The following is a 16,842-nucleotide window of genomic DNA, read 5'->3' on the forward strand; positions in this document are numbered from 1 at the left end:
GGAGAAATTGATGGAACCAATCATTAAGCATGAAGGAATTGTCGCAACGATGAACCGTGTTAACGTCGACACGGATCAAATTATTCCGAAACAATTTTTAAAACGGGTAGAACGAACAGGATTTGGCCAATTTTTATTTTATGATTGGCGCTTTTTGGACGATGGTTCACCTGACCCTACGTTTGAATTAAATCAACCTCATACTGAAGGTGCTAGTATTCTAGTGGCCGCACATAATTTTGGTTGTGGTTCATCTCGTGAACATGCACCTTGGGCATTAGCTGACTATGGCTTTAAGGTTGTTATCGCCCCTAGTTTTGCTGATATTTTCTATAATAACTGTGTGAAAAATGGGATGCTACCTATTCGATTAGATGAGGAAATGGTTAATGATTTATTAAGGAAAGGATCAGATCGTTTCACATTAACAATTGACTTGAAAGAACAGACTATTAGTGGTGAAAATGTGAAAGCGTCATTTGAAATTGATCCTTATTGGAAAGAGATGCTTTTAAACGGCTGGGATGAGATTGGATTAACCTTAAAATATGAAGAACAAATTACAGCGTTTGAGCAGGCTAAGTAGTTCACACTTAAGCCACTGAATTTGGGGAGGTTTCCCTTTTCAGTGGTTTTCTTTTTATTATCATAATTCGCTCATTGTTCGGCTACTTTAATCAATAGCAACGGCTTTATGTTTGAATAATCGGTATTTGGGGAAGATGAACAATACATGAGAAGTCATTTATCATTGTGATTTGCAGGAGTAGCTGATAAACTAATAAAAAATCATGAGCGGTATATATTCATATCTCTTAGAGTGGAGCGGTTCCAAAGTGGATAAGCGAGAAAGAAAGGCCAATGTTATATTGTATCCTGGCTTAGTTAAGCGGTTAATTGAAAAAGGGATGGACTCATTGAAAGATAAAGATGGACAAAAGGCGCTTCAATATTTTGTCGATGCTGAATTATATGAGAGCGAAAATCAACAAGTCATTTTTGGTAAAATGCTCAGCTTAATTGAATTAGGTAGACTTCAGGAAGCACTTATTCATTCTAAACAATTATTACACGCAGGGGCGAGTGAGTATTATGAAGTGTTACAAGTTCATATCTCGTTACTCGTTCAATTAGGCGACTACAATGAAGTCGTACAGCTATTAGAAGCTGTTTTAACAGAGGAGAAGCTCCCTTCTCAGTATGCGGAGTCATTTTATCAATTGCTTCATTTTAGTAGACAAATGATTCAAGACGGAGAATGGGCACCTTCTGTTAAGGAAGAGGATTCTATTTCAGAAAAGGTTCAGCCTATGCTTTTTGCAGAATCGGTTGAACTTCAGGCTTCAGCGATTTCGATGCTACGAGAATCGGATGCACCAGATGCTACTTCACTGCTAATTGAATACATAAAGAAAGAAAACAATGATCCAGTTCTTGTCTCGTTAGCTTTACAATTGTTAAGAGATAAGGGGTTACATACAAAGGTTACATATAAAAAGGGAACACAGACGCTTGAAGTGAATCCAAGTGAAATTGACCAGGATGGATTAGAAACGTTTCAAAGAGCTGTGGACAAAAAATTAGAACAGTTAGTTGAAAGTGAAGACCCTATTTTATTAGAGATTGCCAGGCAACTATGTGTTACTTATATGCTAGCGATTTATCCTCATTATCCTGAACCAAAAGAGGATTTATTTTGGGGGATGTGTATTTTATGCTTGCGCTGCGGAACGAATAGGCTTAGAATGTCTAGAGGTCGTGCAAATGGAAGGTATCGACCAAGAACGATTGCTCGAAAAAAAGGGAGAAGTCATGGAAGTGGAAGCTTCTGTTTACCAGATATAATAATAGATGTTCTTTTTTTATGAAAATGTTTGGGATTGGCCTTTTTAAGTCGTTCTCAATAAGTGAGAAGCATGAGTAAGATGCTATGCCATTGGTGATTTTTCTCGATCCTTTTTAAACATGTACTGTAGATGTATTATTGGAAAAATAGTAATATTTGAATTGAGCAAACGTTATGGTATACTAGAGTGGTTGTCAAAGACTATAGAACGAATGAATTGTTCGGAAATGTAGAAGATGTAATTAAGTTGGAGGGAATAGAATATGACTGTAAAATGGGAAAAGCAAGAGGGAAACGAAGGAGTATTAACAGTTGAAGTAGAAGCTGATAAAGTGAATGATGCATTAGATCAGGCTTTTAAGAAAGTTGTTAAAAAGGTCAATGTACCGGGATTCCGTAAAGGGAAAGTACCTCGTTCATTATTTGAAAAGCAATTTGGTGTAGAGTCTCTATATCAAGATGCTCTAGATATCCTTCTACCAGGGGAGTATGCTCAAGCTGTAGAAGAAGCAGGAATTGAGCCAGTCGATCGTCCAGAAATTGATATTGAAACGATGGAAAAGGGAAGTAATTTAACTTTCACAGCGAAAGTGACAGTGAAGCCTGAAGTTGAACTTGGTGAATATAAGGGTTTAGAAGTTGAAGAACCTGACACGAACGTAACAGATGAGGATGTTGAAGCTGAATTAACAACACTTCAAGAGCGTCAAGCAGAGTTAGTCGTACTAGAAGATGGCGAAATTGCAGAAGGAGATACAGCTGTCTTTGATTTTGAAGGTTTTGTTGATGGAGAGCCATTTGAAGGTGGGCAAGCAGATAACTATTCACTTGAAATTGGATCTGGTCAGTTTATCCCAGGTTTTGAGGAGCAAATGATTGGCCTAAAAGCTGGTGATGAGAAGGATGTTGAAGTGACATTCCCTGAAGAATATCATGCAGAAAATCTTGCAGGAAAGCCAGCTACGTTCAAAGTGAAGGTTCATGATATTAAACGTAAGCAACTACCAGAATTAGACGATGAGTTTGCAAAAGATGCGAATGAAGAAGTGGAAACACTTGATGAATTAAAGGCTTCTTTAAAAGAAAAGTTACAAAAGGATAAAGAGCACCAAGCTGAACACCAAGTTCGTGATGCACTTGTGCAACAAGCGAGTGAAAATGCAACGATTGATGTCCCAGAGGCTATGGTTAACTCTGAGGTTGATCGTATGCTTCAAGAATTTGAGCAACGTCTTCAAGCACAAGGCATGAATCTTGAGATGTACTTCCAATTCTCTGGTCAAGATGAAGCTGCTATGCGTCAGCAATTCCAAGAGGATGCAGGAAAGCGTGTGCGTATGAACCTAACGCTAGAAGCTATTGCCGAAGCGGAGAGCTTAGAAGCATCTGATGAGGATGTGGATAAGGAAATCGAGAAAATGGCGGAAATGTACAAACGCTCTACTGATGAGATTAAAGGTCTTCTTGCTGCACAAGGTGGAGTAGATAGTTTGAAAGCGGACTTGAAGGTACAAAAAGCAGTAGAATTCTTAGTAGAGAACAAAAAGTAAGAATATAATGAGGCTAAAGTGAATAAAGTTCATACACAAGGCGCGATTCTTCGTGCCTTGTTTTTCAATACTCCTTGCTTCAGACTTTGAATGATGTATGAGCTTTGTCATAATGGTGAAAGCTAATTAGAACAAACGGACATAGGTGAAAAAAGCATAACAATTAGCTTATAAATTCATCCAAGAAAAAGGGTTTTTTGATGTGAATATTGAATGTATAATCAATCCATACATAATGTTTGTTCTAGCATAAGCTGTATCCATTGAACGCTGCTTATGTTTTATGAGTAATGAAATAAGGGTAAGGAGGCATATAGGAAATAAACGGTTGTTGACATCAAACAGATCTGAAATGGCTTACAAATATATGAGCTATATGTCCATTTGTGTATGTAAGTCTTCATGAAAGCATTTTATGCGTGAGGATGGTACAATATTTTTGAGGGGTGATTGCATGTTTAAATTTAACGAGGAAAAGGGCCAGTTAAAATGCTCTTTCTGTGGGAAAACTCAAGACCAAGTCCGTAAGCTTGTTGCTGGTCCTGGTGTTTATATATGTGATGAATGTATTGAATTATGTACGGAAATTGTAGAAGAGGAATTAGGGACAGAAGAAGAAGTAGAATTTCAAGAGGTTCCGAAGCCGAGTGAAATTCGTCAAATTTTAGATGATTATGTCATTGGTCAGGATCGTGCGAAAAAGTCATTATCTGTTGCTGTCTATAACCATTACAAACGAATTAATTCGTTAAGTCGCGCAGATGAGGTTGAATTAGCTAAGAGTAATATTTGTATGATTGGACCAACAGGTAGTGGGAAAACGTTACTTGCACAAACGTTAGCGCGTATTTTAAATGTGCCATTTGCGATTGCAGATGCGACATCTTTAACGGAAGCGGGTTATGTAGGAGAAGATGTGGAGAATATTCTTTTGAAGCTCATTCAAGCAGCAGATTATGATGTTGAAAAAGCGGAAAAGGGAATTATTTATATTGATGAAATCGATAAAGTAGCACGAAAGTCAGAAAACCCTTCGATTACACGTGACGTTTCTGGTGAAGGGGTTCAACAAGCATTACTGAAAATTCTTGAAGGGACAACAGCAAGTGTGCCACCACAAGGAGGACGTAAGCATCCTCATCAAGAATTTATTCAAATAGACACAACGAATGTGTTATTTATTTGTGGTGGAGCCTTTGATGGTATTGAAACGATAATTAAGCGGAGACTCGGCAAGAAAGTCATTGGCTTTGGTTCAGAAGTAAAGCAAGAAGACTTAAAGCCAGGAGAGTATTTAGCGAAAGTGTTGCCTGAGGATTTATTACGCTTCGGTCTTATACCAGAGTTTATCGGCCGACTTCCGGTTATCTCAAGCTTAGAGCCACTTGATGTCGATACTCTAGTTGAAATTTTAACGAAACCGAAAAATGCACTCGTGAAGCAGTATAAGAAGTTGCTTGAACTGGATGATGTTGAATTAGAATTTACTGAACAAGCTCTACGTGAAATCGCGAATGAAGCGATTGAACGAAAAACAGGTGCGCGTGGATTACGTTCCATTATTGAAACACTTATGCTTGATGTTATGTTTGATCTACCATCGCGTGATGACATTGTGAAATGTGTCATTCATGATAAATGTATAACAGAGCACAAAGCTCCAACGCTTTTAACTGAGGATGGTACTGAAATGACGTTATCGAAAACAGAACCAAAAGAAAGTGCATAATAGAATAGCATATTAAGCGCTTCGGATTAGCTAGTCCGAAGCGCTTTTTAAATATTTATACTAATCATGAAAGAAAATCAATTGTTAGCGTTTTCTTACAGAAGTTTCTTTGTTTAGGGATGTTTTTCCCGGTCATACTAATGGAACAATGATACTTCTGGGAGGTTATTATATGAATTGGACAGGTATAGCATTGCTTATTCAGTTGTTTTTTGGTGTTGTCATTGGGGTTTATTTTTGGAATTTATTAAAAAGCCAACGCAATCAAAAGGTTTCGGTTGATCGGGAGTCAAAAAAGAGATGGAGCAATTACGAAAGATGCGTTCTGTCTCCTTAAGTGAGCCATTAGCTGAAAAGGTTCGTCCCTCTTCTTTTCATGATATTATTGGACAGGAGGAAGGAATACGCTCATTACGTGCAGCATTATGTGGCCCCAATCCTCAGCATGTCATTATTTATGGTCCACCTGGAGTTGGAAAAACAGCGGCTGCTCGTCTCGTATTAGAGGAGGCTAAAAAGCATGCCGATTCTCCTTTTGCTAGAGATGCTGTCTTCGTTGAGTTAGATGGAACGACAGCGCGTTTCGATGAGAGAGGGATTGCTGACCCTTTAATAGGTTCTGTTCATGATCCGATTTATCAAGGTGCAGGTGCGATGGGGCAAGCTGGAATTCCTCAGCCGAAGCATGGTGCAGTAACAAAGGCACATGGTGGTGTGTTATTTATCGATGAAATTGGGGAACTACATTCCATTCAATTGAATAAATTGTTGAAAGTCCTCGAAGACCGTAAAGTATTTCTTGAAAGTGCTTATTATAATCCTGAAAACCAACAGATTCCTCGCCACATCCATGAAATTTTTCAAAAAGGATTGCCTGCTGATTTTCGTCTAATAGGAGCAACAACAAGAACACCTAGTGAATTGCCACCTGCGATTCGTTCACGTTGCTTAGAAGTGTATTTCAGAGCTTTACACCCACAAGAAATTGTAACGATTGCGCAAAAAGCTGCGGATAAAATTAATGCTCAAGTTGAAGATGGAGCCATTGAACGAATATCAAAATATGCAACAAATGGGCGTGAAGCGTTAATATTGTTCAAATTGCAGCAGGGGTGGCAACTGCAGATGGACGAAAGGAGATCCAATTATCAGACGTTGAATGGGTATTACATGCGAGCCAGCTTACACCTCGTCCAGAGCGAAAAATTCATGCGAATGCAACGGTAGGTCTCGTCAATGGTCTTGCTGTTTATGGTCCTAATTTAGGTGCGTTATTAGAAATTGAAGTAAATGTAATAGAAAATATCGGCAAAGGCTCGGTTAATATAACAGGAATTGCCGAGGAAGAAAGTACAGGTAATCAAATGCGTTCAATTAGAAGGAAGAGTATGGCGAAAGGGTCTGTGGAAAATGTTGTAACTGTCCTTCGCCGTATGGGAATTCCTACATATGATTACGATATTCATGTGAATTTTCCAGGTGGTGGACCTGTTGATGGACCATCTGCAGGTATAGCTATTGCAACAGGAATTTATTCGGCGATCCAAGGAGATAAAGTGAAGAACACAGTCGCTATGACAGGGGAGCTGGGCATTCATGGTAAAGTCAAACCAATTGGAGGCGTTGTAGCCAAGGTTGAAGCTGCTAAATTAGCAGGTGCCACGAAAGTGATTATACCGAAAGAAAATGAACAAGCACTTATAAAGAAAATAACAGATATTGAGGTTATCGCTGTTGAACATTTAGACGAAGTGTTAGAACTTGCTCTAGATACAGAGGAAGCAGAGGTTCGCCCAGCGAGTGTCGGGTTAAATCCGACTATTGCTCCAGTGTAAACGTTAGACAAAACGTGCTAAGGTACGATAGAATTATACAGGAGTATATGCTCATGCTTTTATGAAAGTACAAATAATACTCATGGATTAGTTATCGGAATAGGATGGAGGTGTTTGCGGATGGTCGATTCAATCCGACGAATTCCGCTGCTACCGTTACGTGGTTTACTCGTTTTTCCTGCAATGGTGTTACATTTAGATGTTGGAAGACGTAAATCAGTTCAAGCGATAGAGCAGGTTATGGATGAAGATAAAGAGATTTTGTTAGCAACACAAAAGGAAATCTCCATTGATGATCCAAAAGAAGATGAGATTTATCAAGTAGGAACGATCGCACATGTGAAAAGTCTACTTAAATTACCGAATGGGACAGTGCGTGTTCACGTGGAAGGATTAAAGCGAGCACGTATTAAAAAATATATCGATACGGGCGAATTTTTACATGTTGAAGCCGTTGTTTTAGAAGATGAGGAGCCATATGCTACAACTGAGGCTCAAGCATTAATGAGGAATATATTAACAATGTTTGAGCAATATACGAAAGTTTCTAAAAAGGTTTCTAATGAAACGGTGACGATTGTGAAGGATATTCAAGAACCTGGGCGCTTTGCTGATGTCATCGCTGCGAATCTCCCTTTGAAGCTTATGCAGAAACAGTCTATGTTAGAGTTAACGAACGTAAAGCAACGTCTTATTAAGCTCATAGAAATTTTAAATAATGAACAAGAAGTGCTCGGACTTGAAAAGAAAATCGGACAGCGCGTAAAGAAATCAATGGAAAAGACGCAAAAAGAATATTATTTGCGTGAACAATTAAAAGCGATACAAAAGGAACTTGGTGATAAGGAAGGGAGAACGGGTGAGGTCGCAACGCTTCGTGACAAAATTAGCGAAGGTGACATGCCTGACAATGTGAAGGAGAAGGCTTTAAAGGAATTAGATCGTTTTGAAAAAATGCCAGCTAATTCTGCTGAAAGCTCTGTACTTCGAACGTATCTTGACTGGCTTATCCAATTACCTTGGACATACGAAACCGAGGATCAGCTTGATGTCATTCGTGCTGAAGAAATCTTAAACGAAGATCACCATGGTCTCGAGAAAGTGAAGGAACGAGTGCTTGAATATTTAGCTGTTCAGCAACTAACGCGAGAGCTCAAAGGGCCGATTCTCTGTTTAGCAGGACCACCCGGTGTCGGTAAAACATCGTTAGCCCGTTCGATTGCTCGTTCACTTGATCGAAAGTTCGTGCGGATTTCACTTGGTGGTGTTCGTGATGAAGCGGAAATTCGTGGTCATCGTCGAACATATGTCGGGGCAATGCCAGGTCGAATTATTCAAGGGATGAAGAAAGCTCAGTCCATTAACCCAGTCTTTTTATTAGATGAGATTGATAAGATGGCTAGTGATTTCCGTGGTGATCCTTCGGCAGCATTGCTAGAGGTACTTGATCCGGAACAAAATAATACATTTAGTGATCATTATGTGGAAGAACCATATGACTTATCTAAAGTTATGTTTGTTACGACAGCAAATAATATTTCGACGATTCCTGGCCCGTTGTTAGATCGAATGGAGATTATTTCAATTGCTGGGTATACAGAAGTTGAGAAGATTCAAATTGCGAAGAATTACCTATTGCCTAGACAAATGAAGGATCATGGATTAACAAAAGGAATGCTTCAGATGAAGGAAGATGCGATTAAGAAGGTCGTGCGTTATTATACTCGTGAAGCTGGCGTTCGCAGTCTAGAGAGGCAATTAGCTACATTATGTAGAAAAGCTGCAAAGAAGATCGTATCAAAGGAAAAGAAGCGAGTGATTTTAACTGGGAATACGATTGAAACTTATTTAGGCAAGCCTAGATTTCGTTACGGTCTGGCTGAGGTCGAGGATCAAGTAGGGGCTGCGACCGGATTAGCTTACACATCAGCTGGGGGAGATACCCTTTCAATTGAAGTGTCTGTTGCACCAGGAAAAGGAAAGCTATCGTTAACAGGACAATTAGGAGATGTGATGAAGGAATCTGCAGAAGCGGCGTTTAGTTATATTCGTTCACGTTCAAATGAATTGGAAATTGACCCTAGTTTTCATGAACAGAATGATATTCATATTCATGTTCCTGAAGGTGCGACACCAAAAGATGGTCCGTCTGCTGGTATTACGATGGCGACAGCTCTTATTTCAGCCTTAACAGGACGTAAAGTGAAAAAGGAAGTAGGCATGACTGGGGAAATGACATTGCGTGGTCGTGTGCTACCGATTGGTGGTTTAAAAGAAAAGTCAATGAGTGCTCATCGTGCTGGGTTACGGACGATCATTATTCCAAAAGATAATGAAAAGGATTTAGAGGATGTACCAAAAAGTGTTCGAGAAGATTTAACCTATATTCCTGTTACCCACTTAGACGAAGTGTTAGAGCATGCGTTAGGAGAAAAAGATGAAAGTAACGAAAGCTGATTTAGCTCACGTAGCAGTGAAGCCAGAGCAATATCCAACAACGAGATTGCCAGAAATAGCTCTATCAGGTCGTTCGAATGTTGGGAAATCTTCATTTATTAATAAGATGATTAATCGTAAAGCGTTAGCGCGAACATCACAACGGCCTGGTAAAACACAAACATTGAATTTTTATGAAATTAATGAACAGCTTTACTTTGTTGATGTGCCTGGTTATGGATATGCGAAGGTCCCGAAGACTGAGAGAGAAGCATGGGGGAGAATGATTGAGACGTATATTGAAAGTAGGGAACTACTTAAGGCTGTTGTCCAAATTATCGATGTCCGTCATCCTCCTTCTACAGACGACAAAATGATGTACAATTGGTTAAAGCATTTTGACATTCCCGTTATCGTAGTTGCGACAAAATGTGATAAGGTTCCAAAAGGAAAATGGGAAAAGCATCTCAAAATCATTGAAAAGGATTTGGAAAAAGAAGACTCTGACCCGTTACTGTTGTTTTCGTCTGAAACGGCATATGGGAAAGAGCAAGTATGGAAAACGATATTGTATTATTGTTCAAAATGAAGTCGAGAACTTACGACATGGTCGTAGGTTCTTTTTATAATGAACTGTTAAAGCGGTGAGGTTAATTTATGATAAAAAGATAACGTAATATTTTCCAATAATTTGACCAAACTAAAAATACAAGCAAAATGGTTGAATTATTAAATTATAATCATTATTATAAAAGAATAGGTTCATGAACTGTTCACAAAATTTTTTTGAGCTCAGGCATAGACATGTTATAATATATGAGTGATAAACAGAGAAGAGAGCATTTATGAGCGAATATAGAAAATAAGCATATAAAAGATGTTGTATGGACATGAATGAAGGGGGTGAACGTCAGGATGCATATTATTGTGGCTGGATTTAACTATAAAACCGCACCAGTTGAAATGAGAGAGAAATTTACCTTTCAACAATCTGAGCTTCCTACGGCGTTATTACAGCTAAGACAAATGAAAAGTATTTTAGAATGCACAATTGTTTCGACTTGTAACCGTACAGAGGTGTACGTTGTGGCAGATCAGCTACATACAGGTCGTCATTATACAAAATCATTTTTAGCGGATTGGTTTCAATTACCGAAGGAAGACTTCACTCCTTATTTAGATATTCGTGAAAATGAACATGCCGTTGAACATTTGTTTCGTGTAGCCTGTGGATTGGACTCGATGATTCTTGGCGAAACACAAATATTAGGTCAGGTGAAATCGAGTTTTCTATTAGCTCAAGAAGAAACCGCGACTGGGACGATTTTTAATCAAGTGTTTAAGCAGGCCATTACCCTTGGAAAACGAGCTCATACAGAGACAGAAATTAGCGAGCATGCCGTTTCGGTTAGTTATGCCGCTGTGGAACTTGCGAAGAAAATTTTTGGGAAATTTCAAGGGAAGCAAGTATCTTTGCTTGGCGCTGGAAAGATGAGCGAATTAACGGCGAAGCATTTGCACGATAATGGTGCTCAGGCGATTACAGTGATTAATCGTACGCTTGAAAAGGCTCAAGTGCTTGCTGAACAGTTCAGAGGAGAAGCGAAGTCGTTCTCGGAATTAGAGCAATCTTTAATTGAGGCTGATGTATTTATTAGCTCAACAGGTTCGCGCGACTTTGTTGTGACGAAAGAGATGGTTAGTCAGACGTTAAAGCAGCGTAAAGGACGACCATTATTTATGGTCGATATCGCGGTTCCGAGAGATTTAGATCCGCGTATAGCTGAAATTGACGATGTGTATTTATATGATATTGATGATTTACAGCATATTGTTGAAGCGAATTTATCTGAACGTAAGCGTGAAGCGGAAAAGATCGAATTGATGATCGAACTCGAGTTAGCGGAATTTAGTCAATGGTTAACGACGCTTGGAGTCGTACCTATTATTACGGCTTTACGCACAAAGGCTTTGAACGTACAAGCTGAAACGATGGAAAGCATAGAACGTAAACTGCCCCATCTATCAGATCGTGAGAAGAAAGTATTACGTAAGCATACAAAAAGCATTGTCAATCAACTGCTTCGTGATCCGATTACGAGGGTGAAGGAGTTGGCTGGAGAAGAGGATGCAGATCAAGCATTAGAATTATTCACGACGATTTTTGCTCTTGAAGATGAATTAGCGTCACAAGAGGAGGAAGAGCGTATTTTGAAAGTAGAGAAACAATGGGAAGCAACTATGAAGGAGCATGTAGCAACAACGAAGCATAAAGCGGTTGTCCGTTCTTAAGAAAGAAGGACTGATATATGAATTGGATTTATCCTATTGCTATTGTTTTATATAGCTTCAGTGTGTTTGGTTATTTTATTGATTTTTTACAGAACAACCGGAAGGTCAATCGGATGGCCTTCTGGTTGCTTTCTATTGTTTGGGTTCTGCAAACGACATTTTTTGTTATGAGGCTGTTTGAGCTAGGTCGTGTACCATTATTAACGCCATTTGAAGGGTTGTTTTTTTATGCTTGGTTGATCGTCACATTGTCATTGGTCATTAACTGGTATTTCCGAGTCGATTTTCTCGTTTTTTTTACAAATGTGATTGGATTTAGCATGATGACCTTTAGTTTATTTACACCGGATCAGGATGTTCCACTAGCATTATCGGAATTGCTTGCTTCAGAATTACTTATTATACATATTTCGATTATAATGTTGTCATATGCAGGATTTACGGTGGCATTTGCTTGCCAATTGCTGTATGTAATCCAGCATCATATGCTTAAAAAGAAAAAATGGGGCAAGCAATTAGTTAGGTTTGGAGCCTTGTCAAAGTTAGATTCGATTTCATTCTTTTCGATATTAGGGGCTTGGCCGTTTCTCTTAATTGGTCTCATTCTTGGTTTTGTTTGGGGGTATAGTCAATTAGGGCAAATCCCATTACTTGATGCAAAGGTGATTAGCTCCTTGTTCGTATTGTTCATATATGGAGTTTATTTATATTTACGAGTGGTCAAATTGATAAGAGGCTACAATATGGCATTGCTTGCGATTGCTAGTTTTCTTATTTTGTTAATTAATTATTTCTTATCAGGTCAATACTCAAATTTTCATATTTGGTATTAATCTGAGCAATTGGAGGATGAGCATGAGGAAAATCGTTATTGGTTCACGAAAAAGTAATTTAGCGTTAACCCAAACGAACTGGGTGATCGAACGTTTGAAGGCATTAAATGTTCCTTTTGATTTTGAAGTGAAGAAAATTGTGACAAAAGGAGATCGGATTCTTGACGTCACTCTTTCAAAGGTTGGTGGCAAAGGGTTATTTGTTAAGGAAATTGAGCAAGCACTTATAGATGGGGAAATTGATTTAGCGGTTCATAGTATGAAGGATGTCCCATCTGTATTGCAGGACGCCTTTACGCTAGCATCCATTACGGAACGTGAGGATCCTCGTGATGCATTCATTTCGAATGACCACATTAAGCTAGCGGATTTACGTTCAGGTGCTATTGTAGGTACGAGCAGTTTGCGACGTTCAGCGCAAATATTAGCAAAACGTCCGGACTTAAGTGTAAAGTGGATTCGCGGTAACGTTGAAACGCGTTTGCGTAAGCTTCGCGAAGAGAATTTTGATGCAATTGTATTGGCAGCTGCTGGCTTAAAAAGACTTGATTTTCCTGAGAGTTTAGTGACGGAATATTTGGAACCTTCTGTTTGTGTACCTGCTGTAGGACAAGGAGCGCTTGGCTTAGAATGTCGTGCTGATGACCAAGAGCTGATTGATCTGCTCCAACGCATTCAAGATGATGAGACAGCAAAGGCTGTGACAGCTGAGCGGACATTTCTTCATCGAATGGAAGGGGGCTGTCAAGTTCCGATTGCAGGCTATGCAACGGTGAGCGATAATGATGTCACTTTGACTGCCTTAGTAGGTTCACCTGATGGTCGTATTCTTTTAAAAGAAATGGTCACGGGTTCTGATCCTGTTGCAGTTGGTATGGAGGCTTCGGAAAAGCTATTAAAGCAAGGAGCTAAGGATATTTTAGATCAAGTAAAGAAAGAGCTTGAACAAGAATGAGTGAGCGACCTTTACGTGGTCAGCGAATTATAGTGACACGGGCAGAGGGACAGTCTCAAAGTTTGGTCGAGCAAATTGAAAATGCGGGTGGTATTTCGATCGAATTACCACTTATCGCATTTCGAGCAATTAATCACGGTGAATTAAAGAAAGCCATCAGTCAGCTTAATGAAGTGGAGTGGCTTATTTTCACAAGTGCAAATGGTGTTCACTATACAATACACGCCTATGAGGAACAAATTAAAGAACTACGTGAGCATTTTAACATTGCTGTTGTAGGTGAAAAGACAGAAGATGCTTTACAAGCATATGGATTAAAGGCAGATTTACTCCCTAGTGAGTACGTCGCAGAAAGTTTATTACATGCATTAAAAGATAAATTAAAGCCGAATGATAAAGTGCTCGTTACTCGAGGTCAATTAGGGCGTGCGATATTACTAGAAGGTTTAGCTGATTTAGGAGTGGACGTTAGGGAAATTATCGTTTATGAGACGTATTGCCCTGTTAATGCAGAAGACGTTGAAAGGGCCTTACAAAGGTCACCGACGATTTTGACGTTTACAAGTTCTTCTACTGTTCGTCATTTTAGTCAATTATGTCAAGAACGACATATTGATTTGTCAAACATAAGCAGTAAAATTGCCTGTATCGGTCCGATTGCGAAACAGACAGCGCTTATGGAAGGGTTGAAAGTCGATATTATGCCAACTAACTATACGATTGAAGCATTGGTCGAAGCGATTATTACTCACGTAAAGGAGGAGAAAAATAATGGATTTATCATTTAAACGTCATCGCCGTTTACGAAAATCGAAAGCGATTCGTAATTTAGTAAGAGAAACCCATTTACATACAGAAGATCTTATTTATCCGATTTTTGTAACAGAAGGTACAAATGTGAAAAATGAAGTACCTTCAATGCCTAATGTATTCCAATGGTCACTGGATTTACTTGATGAGGAAGTACAGTCAGTCGTAGATCTACAAATTGAAGCGGTTATTGTCTTTGGTGTTCCAAATGAGAAGGATGATGTTGGTTCATCTGCATACGACGAGGAAGGCATTGTTCAGCGTGCGATTCGCCAAATCAAACAAAATCATCCTGAGCTTACGGTCATAGCTGATACATGTCTTTGTCAGTTTACAGACCATGGTCATTGTGGAGTCATTGAAGGTGGCACGATTGTGAATGATACAACGTTAGATTTATTAGCGAAAACAGCGATTTCACAAGCTAAGGCAGGAGCGGATATCATTGCACCATCTAATATGATGGATGGTTTCGTTGTGGCCATTCGAACAGGTCTTGATCAAGCAGGATACGAAGACATTCCGATTATGTCCTATGCTGTTAAATATTCATCTGCTTTCTACGGCCCTTTCCGTGATGCTGCACATAGTTCACCGAAGTTTGGTGATCGCAAAACGTATCAAATGGACCCTGCTAACCGTCTTGAAGCAATTCGTGAAGCACAATCAGATTTGGAAGAGGGGGCAGACTTCTTCATTGTGAAACCAGCTTTATCTTATTTGGATATTATTCGAGAAGTGAAGAATGATGTTGGCGCCCCTGTCGTTGCCTATAATGTAAGTGGTGAATATTCGATGGTGAAAGCAGCTAGCGAGCAAGGCTGGATTAATGAGAAAGAGATTGTATTAGAGAAGCTCATTAGTATGAAGCGAGCTGGAGCGGACTTAATATTAACGTATCATGCGAAAGATGTTGCTAATTGGTTGCGTGAGGAGCGAGGAGGTCATGAACATGCTTAGTTTTGAAAAATCAAAGCAAGCGTTTAAAGAAGCGAAGCCGTTAATGCCAGGAGGGGTAAACAGTCCTGTTCGGGCTTTTAAATCGGTCAAAATGGATCCTGTTTTTATGGAAAAAGGCGAAGGTACTCGTATTTATGATGTTGATGGAAATGAATACATTGATTATGTGCTATCCTGGGGACCGTTAATACTTGGTCATGCCGACCCTCAAGTCATTTCAGCGTTAAAGGAAGCGGCTGAAAAAGGGACAAGCTTTGGGGCACCGAGTGAGCTTGAAACGAAGCTTGCGAAGTTAGTTATTGAACGAGTTCCTTCTATTGAAGTCGTTCGAATGGTGAATTCAGGTACAGAAGCGACGATGAGTGCATTGAGATTAGCTCGTGGTTATACAGGGAGAAGTAAGATTTTGAAATTTGAAGGCTGCTACCACGGTCATGGTGATTCGTTATTAATTAAGGCTGGTTCTGGTGTAGCGACGTTGGGGTTACCTGATAGTCCTGGTGTCCCAGAAGCGGTTGCGAAAAATACAATTACCGTCCCGTATAATGATCTTGAAAGTGTTCGCTATGTATTTGAACAATTTGGTGATGATTTAGCCGGTGTTATTATTGAGCCGGTTGCAGGCAATATGGGTGTCGTTCCTCCACAGCCAGGGTTTTTAGAAGAATTAAGAAAAATAACAGAAGAAAATGGAACGCTGCTTATATTTGATGAAGTGATGACGGGCTTCCGAGTTGGTTATCATTGCGCTCAAGGTAGCTTCGGTATTACACCAGACTTAACGTGTCTTGGAAAAGTGATCGGTGGTGGATTGCCTGTTGGTGCCTATGGCGGTAAGCGAGAAATAATGGAGCAAATTGCTCCGAGCGGTCCGATTTATCAAGCGGGGACTTTGTCTGGGAATCCATTGGCGATGTGTGCGGGCTATGAAACGTTATCGCAGTTAACGGAGGAAGATTACGTTCAATTTGATCGATTAGGAAAACGATTAGCTGACGGTTTATCAGAAGCTGCGACTGCCTATGAGATTCCACATACGATTAATCGAGCTGGTTCGATGGTTGGCTTTTTCTTTACGGAGGAAGAGGTTACGAATTTTGAAAAAGCGTCAACGTCTAATTTAGATTACTTTACAGCTTATTTTCAAGAAATGCTGAAGCAAGGAATTTCTCTTCCGCCTTCACAATTTGAAGGGATGTTTTTATCAACGAAGCATACGGAAGCAGATATTGATCAGACGATCGAAGCTGCAAGAAAGGCATTTGCTGTATTAAAAAAATAATTAGATAAGAAGAGTGCGTGAAAAGATCAATAATCTTTTTATGCGCTTTTTTTTGAATCAGAATTTATAAAATAAGGATTTAGTATAGGAGTTGAGAATGAATTCGCAAGTGGCACTGGCTTCGTACGTTACACTCTTGTCTTTTCTTCAAAACGTTTCATTCTGAAGAGGTCATTCATAAAAAAATACCGAATATTAGCATAAACGAAAGGGACTTGTCATAGAGTGGTATTGTACTGACTGGGAACGTATCATACTGTGCACGAGATGATTATGACAAGGAGGAATGAAGCGTGTCATTAGAGCATCCATCT

At 39.4% G+C, this 16,842-nt stretch carries 12 protein-coding genes and 1 pseudogene; all 13 read left to right on the forward strand.

Annotated elements, in window-relative coordinates:
- The first annotated feature begins 10 nt into the window (after positions 1–10).
- The 13 genes and pseudogenes from leuD (at position 11) to hemL (ending at position 16,528) form a co-directional block, all read left to right on the forward strand.
- On the forward strand, positions 11–586 hold the full coding sequence (gene leuD, locus JCM9152_RS07135; RefSeq protein ID WP_035342621.1) for a 3-isopropylmalate dehydratase small subunit: 576 nt from the start codon (positions 11–13) through the stop codon (positions 584–586).
- A 250-nt stretch (positions 587–836) separates the two neighbouring features.
- Entirely contained in the window at positions 837–1,868 is a 1,032-nt protein-coding gene (locus tag JCM9152_RS07140) for a tetratricopeptide repeat protein (protein ID WP_052015690.1), read from the forward strand.
- Positions 1,869–2,109: 241 nt separating this feature from the next.
- Positions 2,110–3,396: a trigger factor gene (gene tig, locus JCM9152_RS07145; protein ID WP_035342623.1), complete on the forward strand. Its 1,287-nt coding sequence runs from the start codon at positions 2,110–2,112 to the stop codon at positions 3,394–3,396.
- Positions 3,397–3,850: 454 nt separating this feature from the next.
- On the forward strand, positions 3,851–5,125 hold the full coding sequence (clpX, locus tag JCM9152_RS07150) for an ATP-dependent protease ATP-binding subunit ClpX (protein ID WP_035342625.1): 1,275 nt from the start codon (positions 3,851–3,853) through the stop codon (positions 5,123–5,125).
- A 172-nt stretch (positions 5,126–5,297) separates the two neighbouring features.
- Positions 5,298–6,960: pseudogene (gene lonB, locus JCM9152_RS07155) on the forward strand (ATP-dependent protease LonB).
- 120 nt (positions 6,961–7,080) lie between these two features.
- Positions 7,081–9,417, forward strand: a complete 2,337-nt coding sequence (gene lon, locus JCM9152_RS07160) for an endopeptidase La (RefSeq protein ID WP_035342627.1) — start codon at positions 7,081–7,083, stop codon at positions 9,415–9,417.
- The gene (gene yihA / locus JCM9152_RS07165) at positions 9,398–9,985 is read left to right on the forward strand and encodes a ribosome biogenesis GTP-binding protein YihA/YsxC (RefSeq protein ID WP_035342629.1); all 588 of its coding nucleotides are present in this window, start codon (positions 9,398–9,400) and stop codon (positions 9,983–9,985) included. The genes lon and yihA overlap by 20 nt, the downstream gene beginning before the upstream one ends.
- A gap of 326 nt (positions 9,986–10,311) precedes the next feature.
- Positions 10,312–11,688: a glutamyl-tRNA reductase gene (hemA, locus tag JCM9152_RS07170; RefSeq protein ID WP_035342631.1), complete on the forward strand. Its 1,377-nt coding sequence runs from the start codon at positions 10,312–10,314 to the stop codon at positions 11,686–11,688.
- 17 nt (positions 11,689–11,705) lie between these two features.
- Positions 11,706–12,521: a cytochrome C assembly family protein gene (locus tag JCM9152_RS07175; RefSeq protein ID WP_035342633.1), complete on the forward strand. Its 816-nt coding sequence runs from the start codon at positions 11,706–11,708 to the stop codon at positions 12,519–12,521.
- Between the two features lie 22 nt (positions 12,522–12,543).
- Positions 12,544–13,476 carry a hydroxymethylbilane synthase gene (gene hemC / locus JCM9152_RS07180; protein ID WP_035342635.1) on the forward strand — a complete coding sequence of 311 codons (933 nt, stop codon included), beginning with the start codon at positions 12,544–12,546 and terminating at the stop codon, positions 13,474–13,476.
- Complete coding sequence (locus JCM9152_RS07185) at positions 13,473–14,264, forward strand: uroporphyrinogen-III synthase (RefSeq protein WP_052015692.1); 792 nt, start codon at positions 13,473–13,475, stop codon at positions 14,262–14,264. Before hemC ends, JCM9152_RS07185 begins: the two co-directional genes overlap by 4 nt.
- Complete coding sequence (gene hemB, locus JCM9152_RS07190) at positions 14,248–15,246, forward strand: porphobilinogen synthase (protein ID WP_439644196.1); 999 nt, start codon at positions 14,248–14,250, stop codon at positions 15,244–15,246. Before JCM9152_RS07185 ends, hemB begins: the two co-directional genes overlap by 17 nt.
- The gene (gene hemL / locus JCM9152_RS07195) at positions 15,239–16,528 is read left to right on the forward strand and encodes a glutamate-1-semialdehyde 2,1-aminomutase (RefSeq protein ID WP_035342638.1); all 1,290 of its coding nucleotides are present in this window, start codon (positions 15,239–15,241) and stop codon (positions 16,526–16,528) included. The genes hemB and hemL overlap by 8 nt, the downstream gene beginning before the upstream one ends.
- The last annotated feature ends 314 nt before the right edge of the window (positions 16,529–16,842 follow it).

The organism is Halalkalibacter hemicellulosilyticusJCM 9152 (assembly GCF_000513115.1).
Classification (GTDB): Bacteria; Bacillota; Bacilli; order Bacillales; family Bacillaceae_D; genus Halalkalibacter; species Halalkalibacter hemicellulosilyticus.

Bases quoted from the DNA above. Each gene is read 5' to 3' on its own strand.
- leuD (WP_035342621.1), top strand. From the start codon at position 11: ATGGAACCAATCATTAAGCATGAAGGAATTGTCGCAACGATGAACCGT.
- tig (WP_035342623.1), top strand. From the start codon at position 2,110: ATGACTGTAAAATGGGAAAAGCAAGAGGGAAACGAAGGAGTATTAACA.
- clpX (WP_035342625.1), top strand. From the start codon at position 3,851: ATGTTTAAATTTAACGAGGAAAAGGGCCAGTTAAAATGCTCTTTCTGT.
- lon (WP_035342627.1), top strand. From the start codon at position 7,081: ATGGTCGATTCAATCCGACGAATTCCGCTGCTACCGTTACGTGGTTTA.
- yihA (WP_035342629.1), top strand. From the start codon at position 9,398: ATGAAAGTAACGAAAGCTGATTTAGCTCACGTAGCAGTGAAGCCAGAG.
- hemA (WP_035342631.1), top strand. From the start codon at position 10,312: ATGCATATTATTGTGGCTGGATTTAACTATAAAACCGCACCAGTTGAA.
- JCM9152_RS07175 (WP_035342633.1), top strand. From the start codon at position 11,706: ATGAATTGGATTTATCCTATTGCTATTGTTTTATATAGCTTCAGTGTG.
- hemC (WP_035342635.1), top strand. From the start codon at position 12,544: ATGAGGAAAATCGTTATTGGTTCACGAAAAAGTAATTTAGCGTTAACC.
- JCM9152_RS07185 (WP_052015692.1), top strand. From the start codon at position 13,473: ATGAGTGAGCGACCTTTACGTGGTCAGCGAATTATAGTGACACGGGCA.
- hemB (WP_439644196.1), top strand. From the start codon at position 14,248: ATGGATTTATCATTTAAACGTCATCGCCGTTTACGAAAATCGAAAGCG.
- hemL (WP_035342638.1), top strand. From the start codon at position 15,239: ATGCTTAGTTTTGAAAAATCAAAGCAAGCGTTTAAAGAAGCGAAGCCG.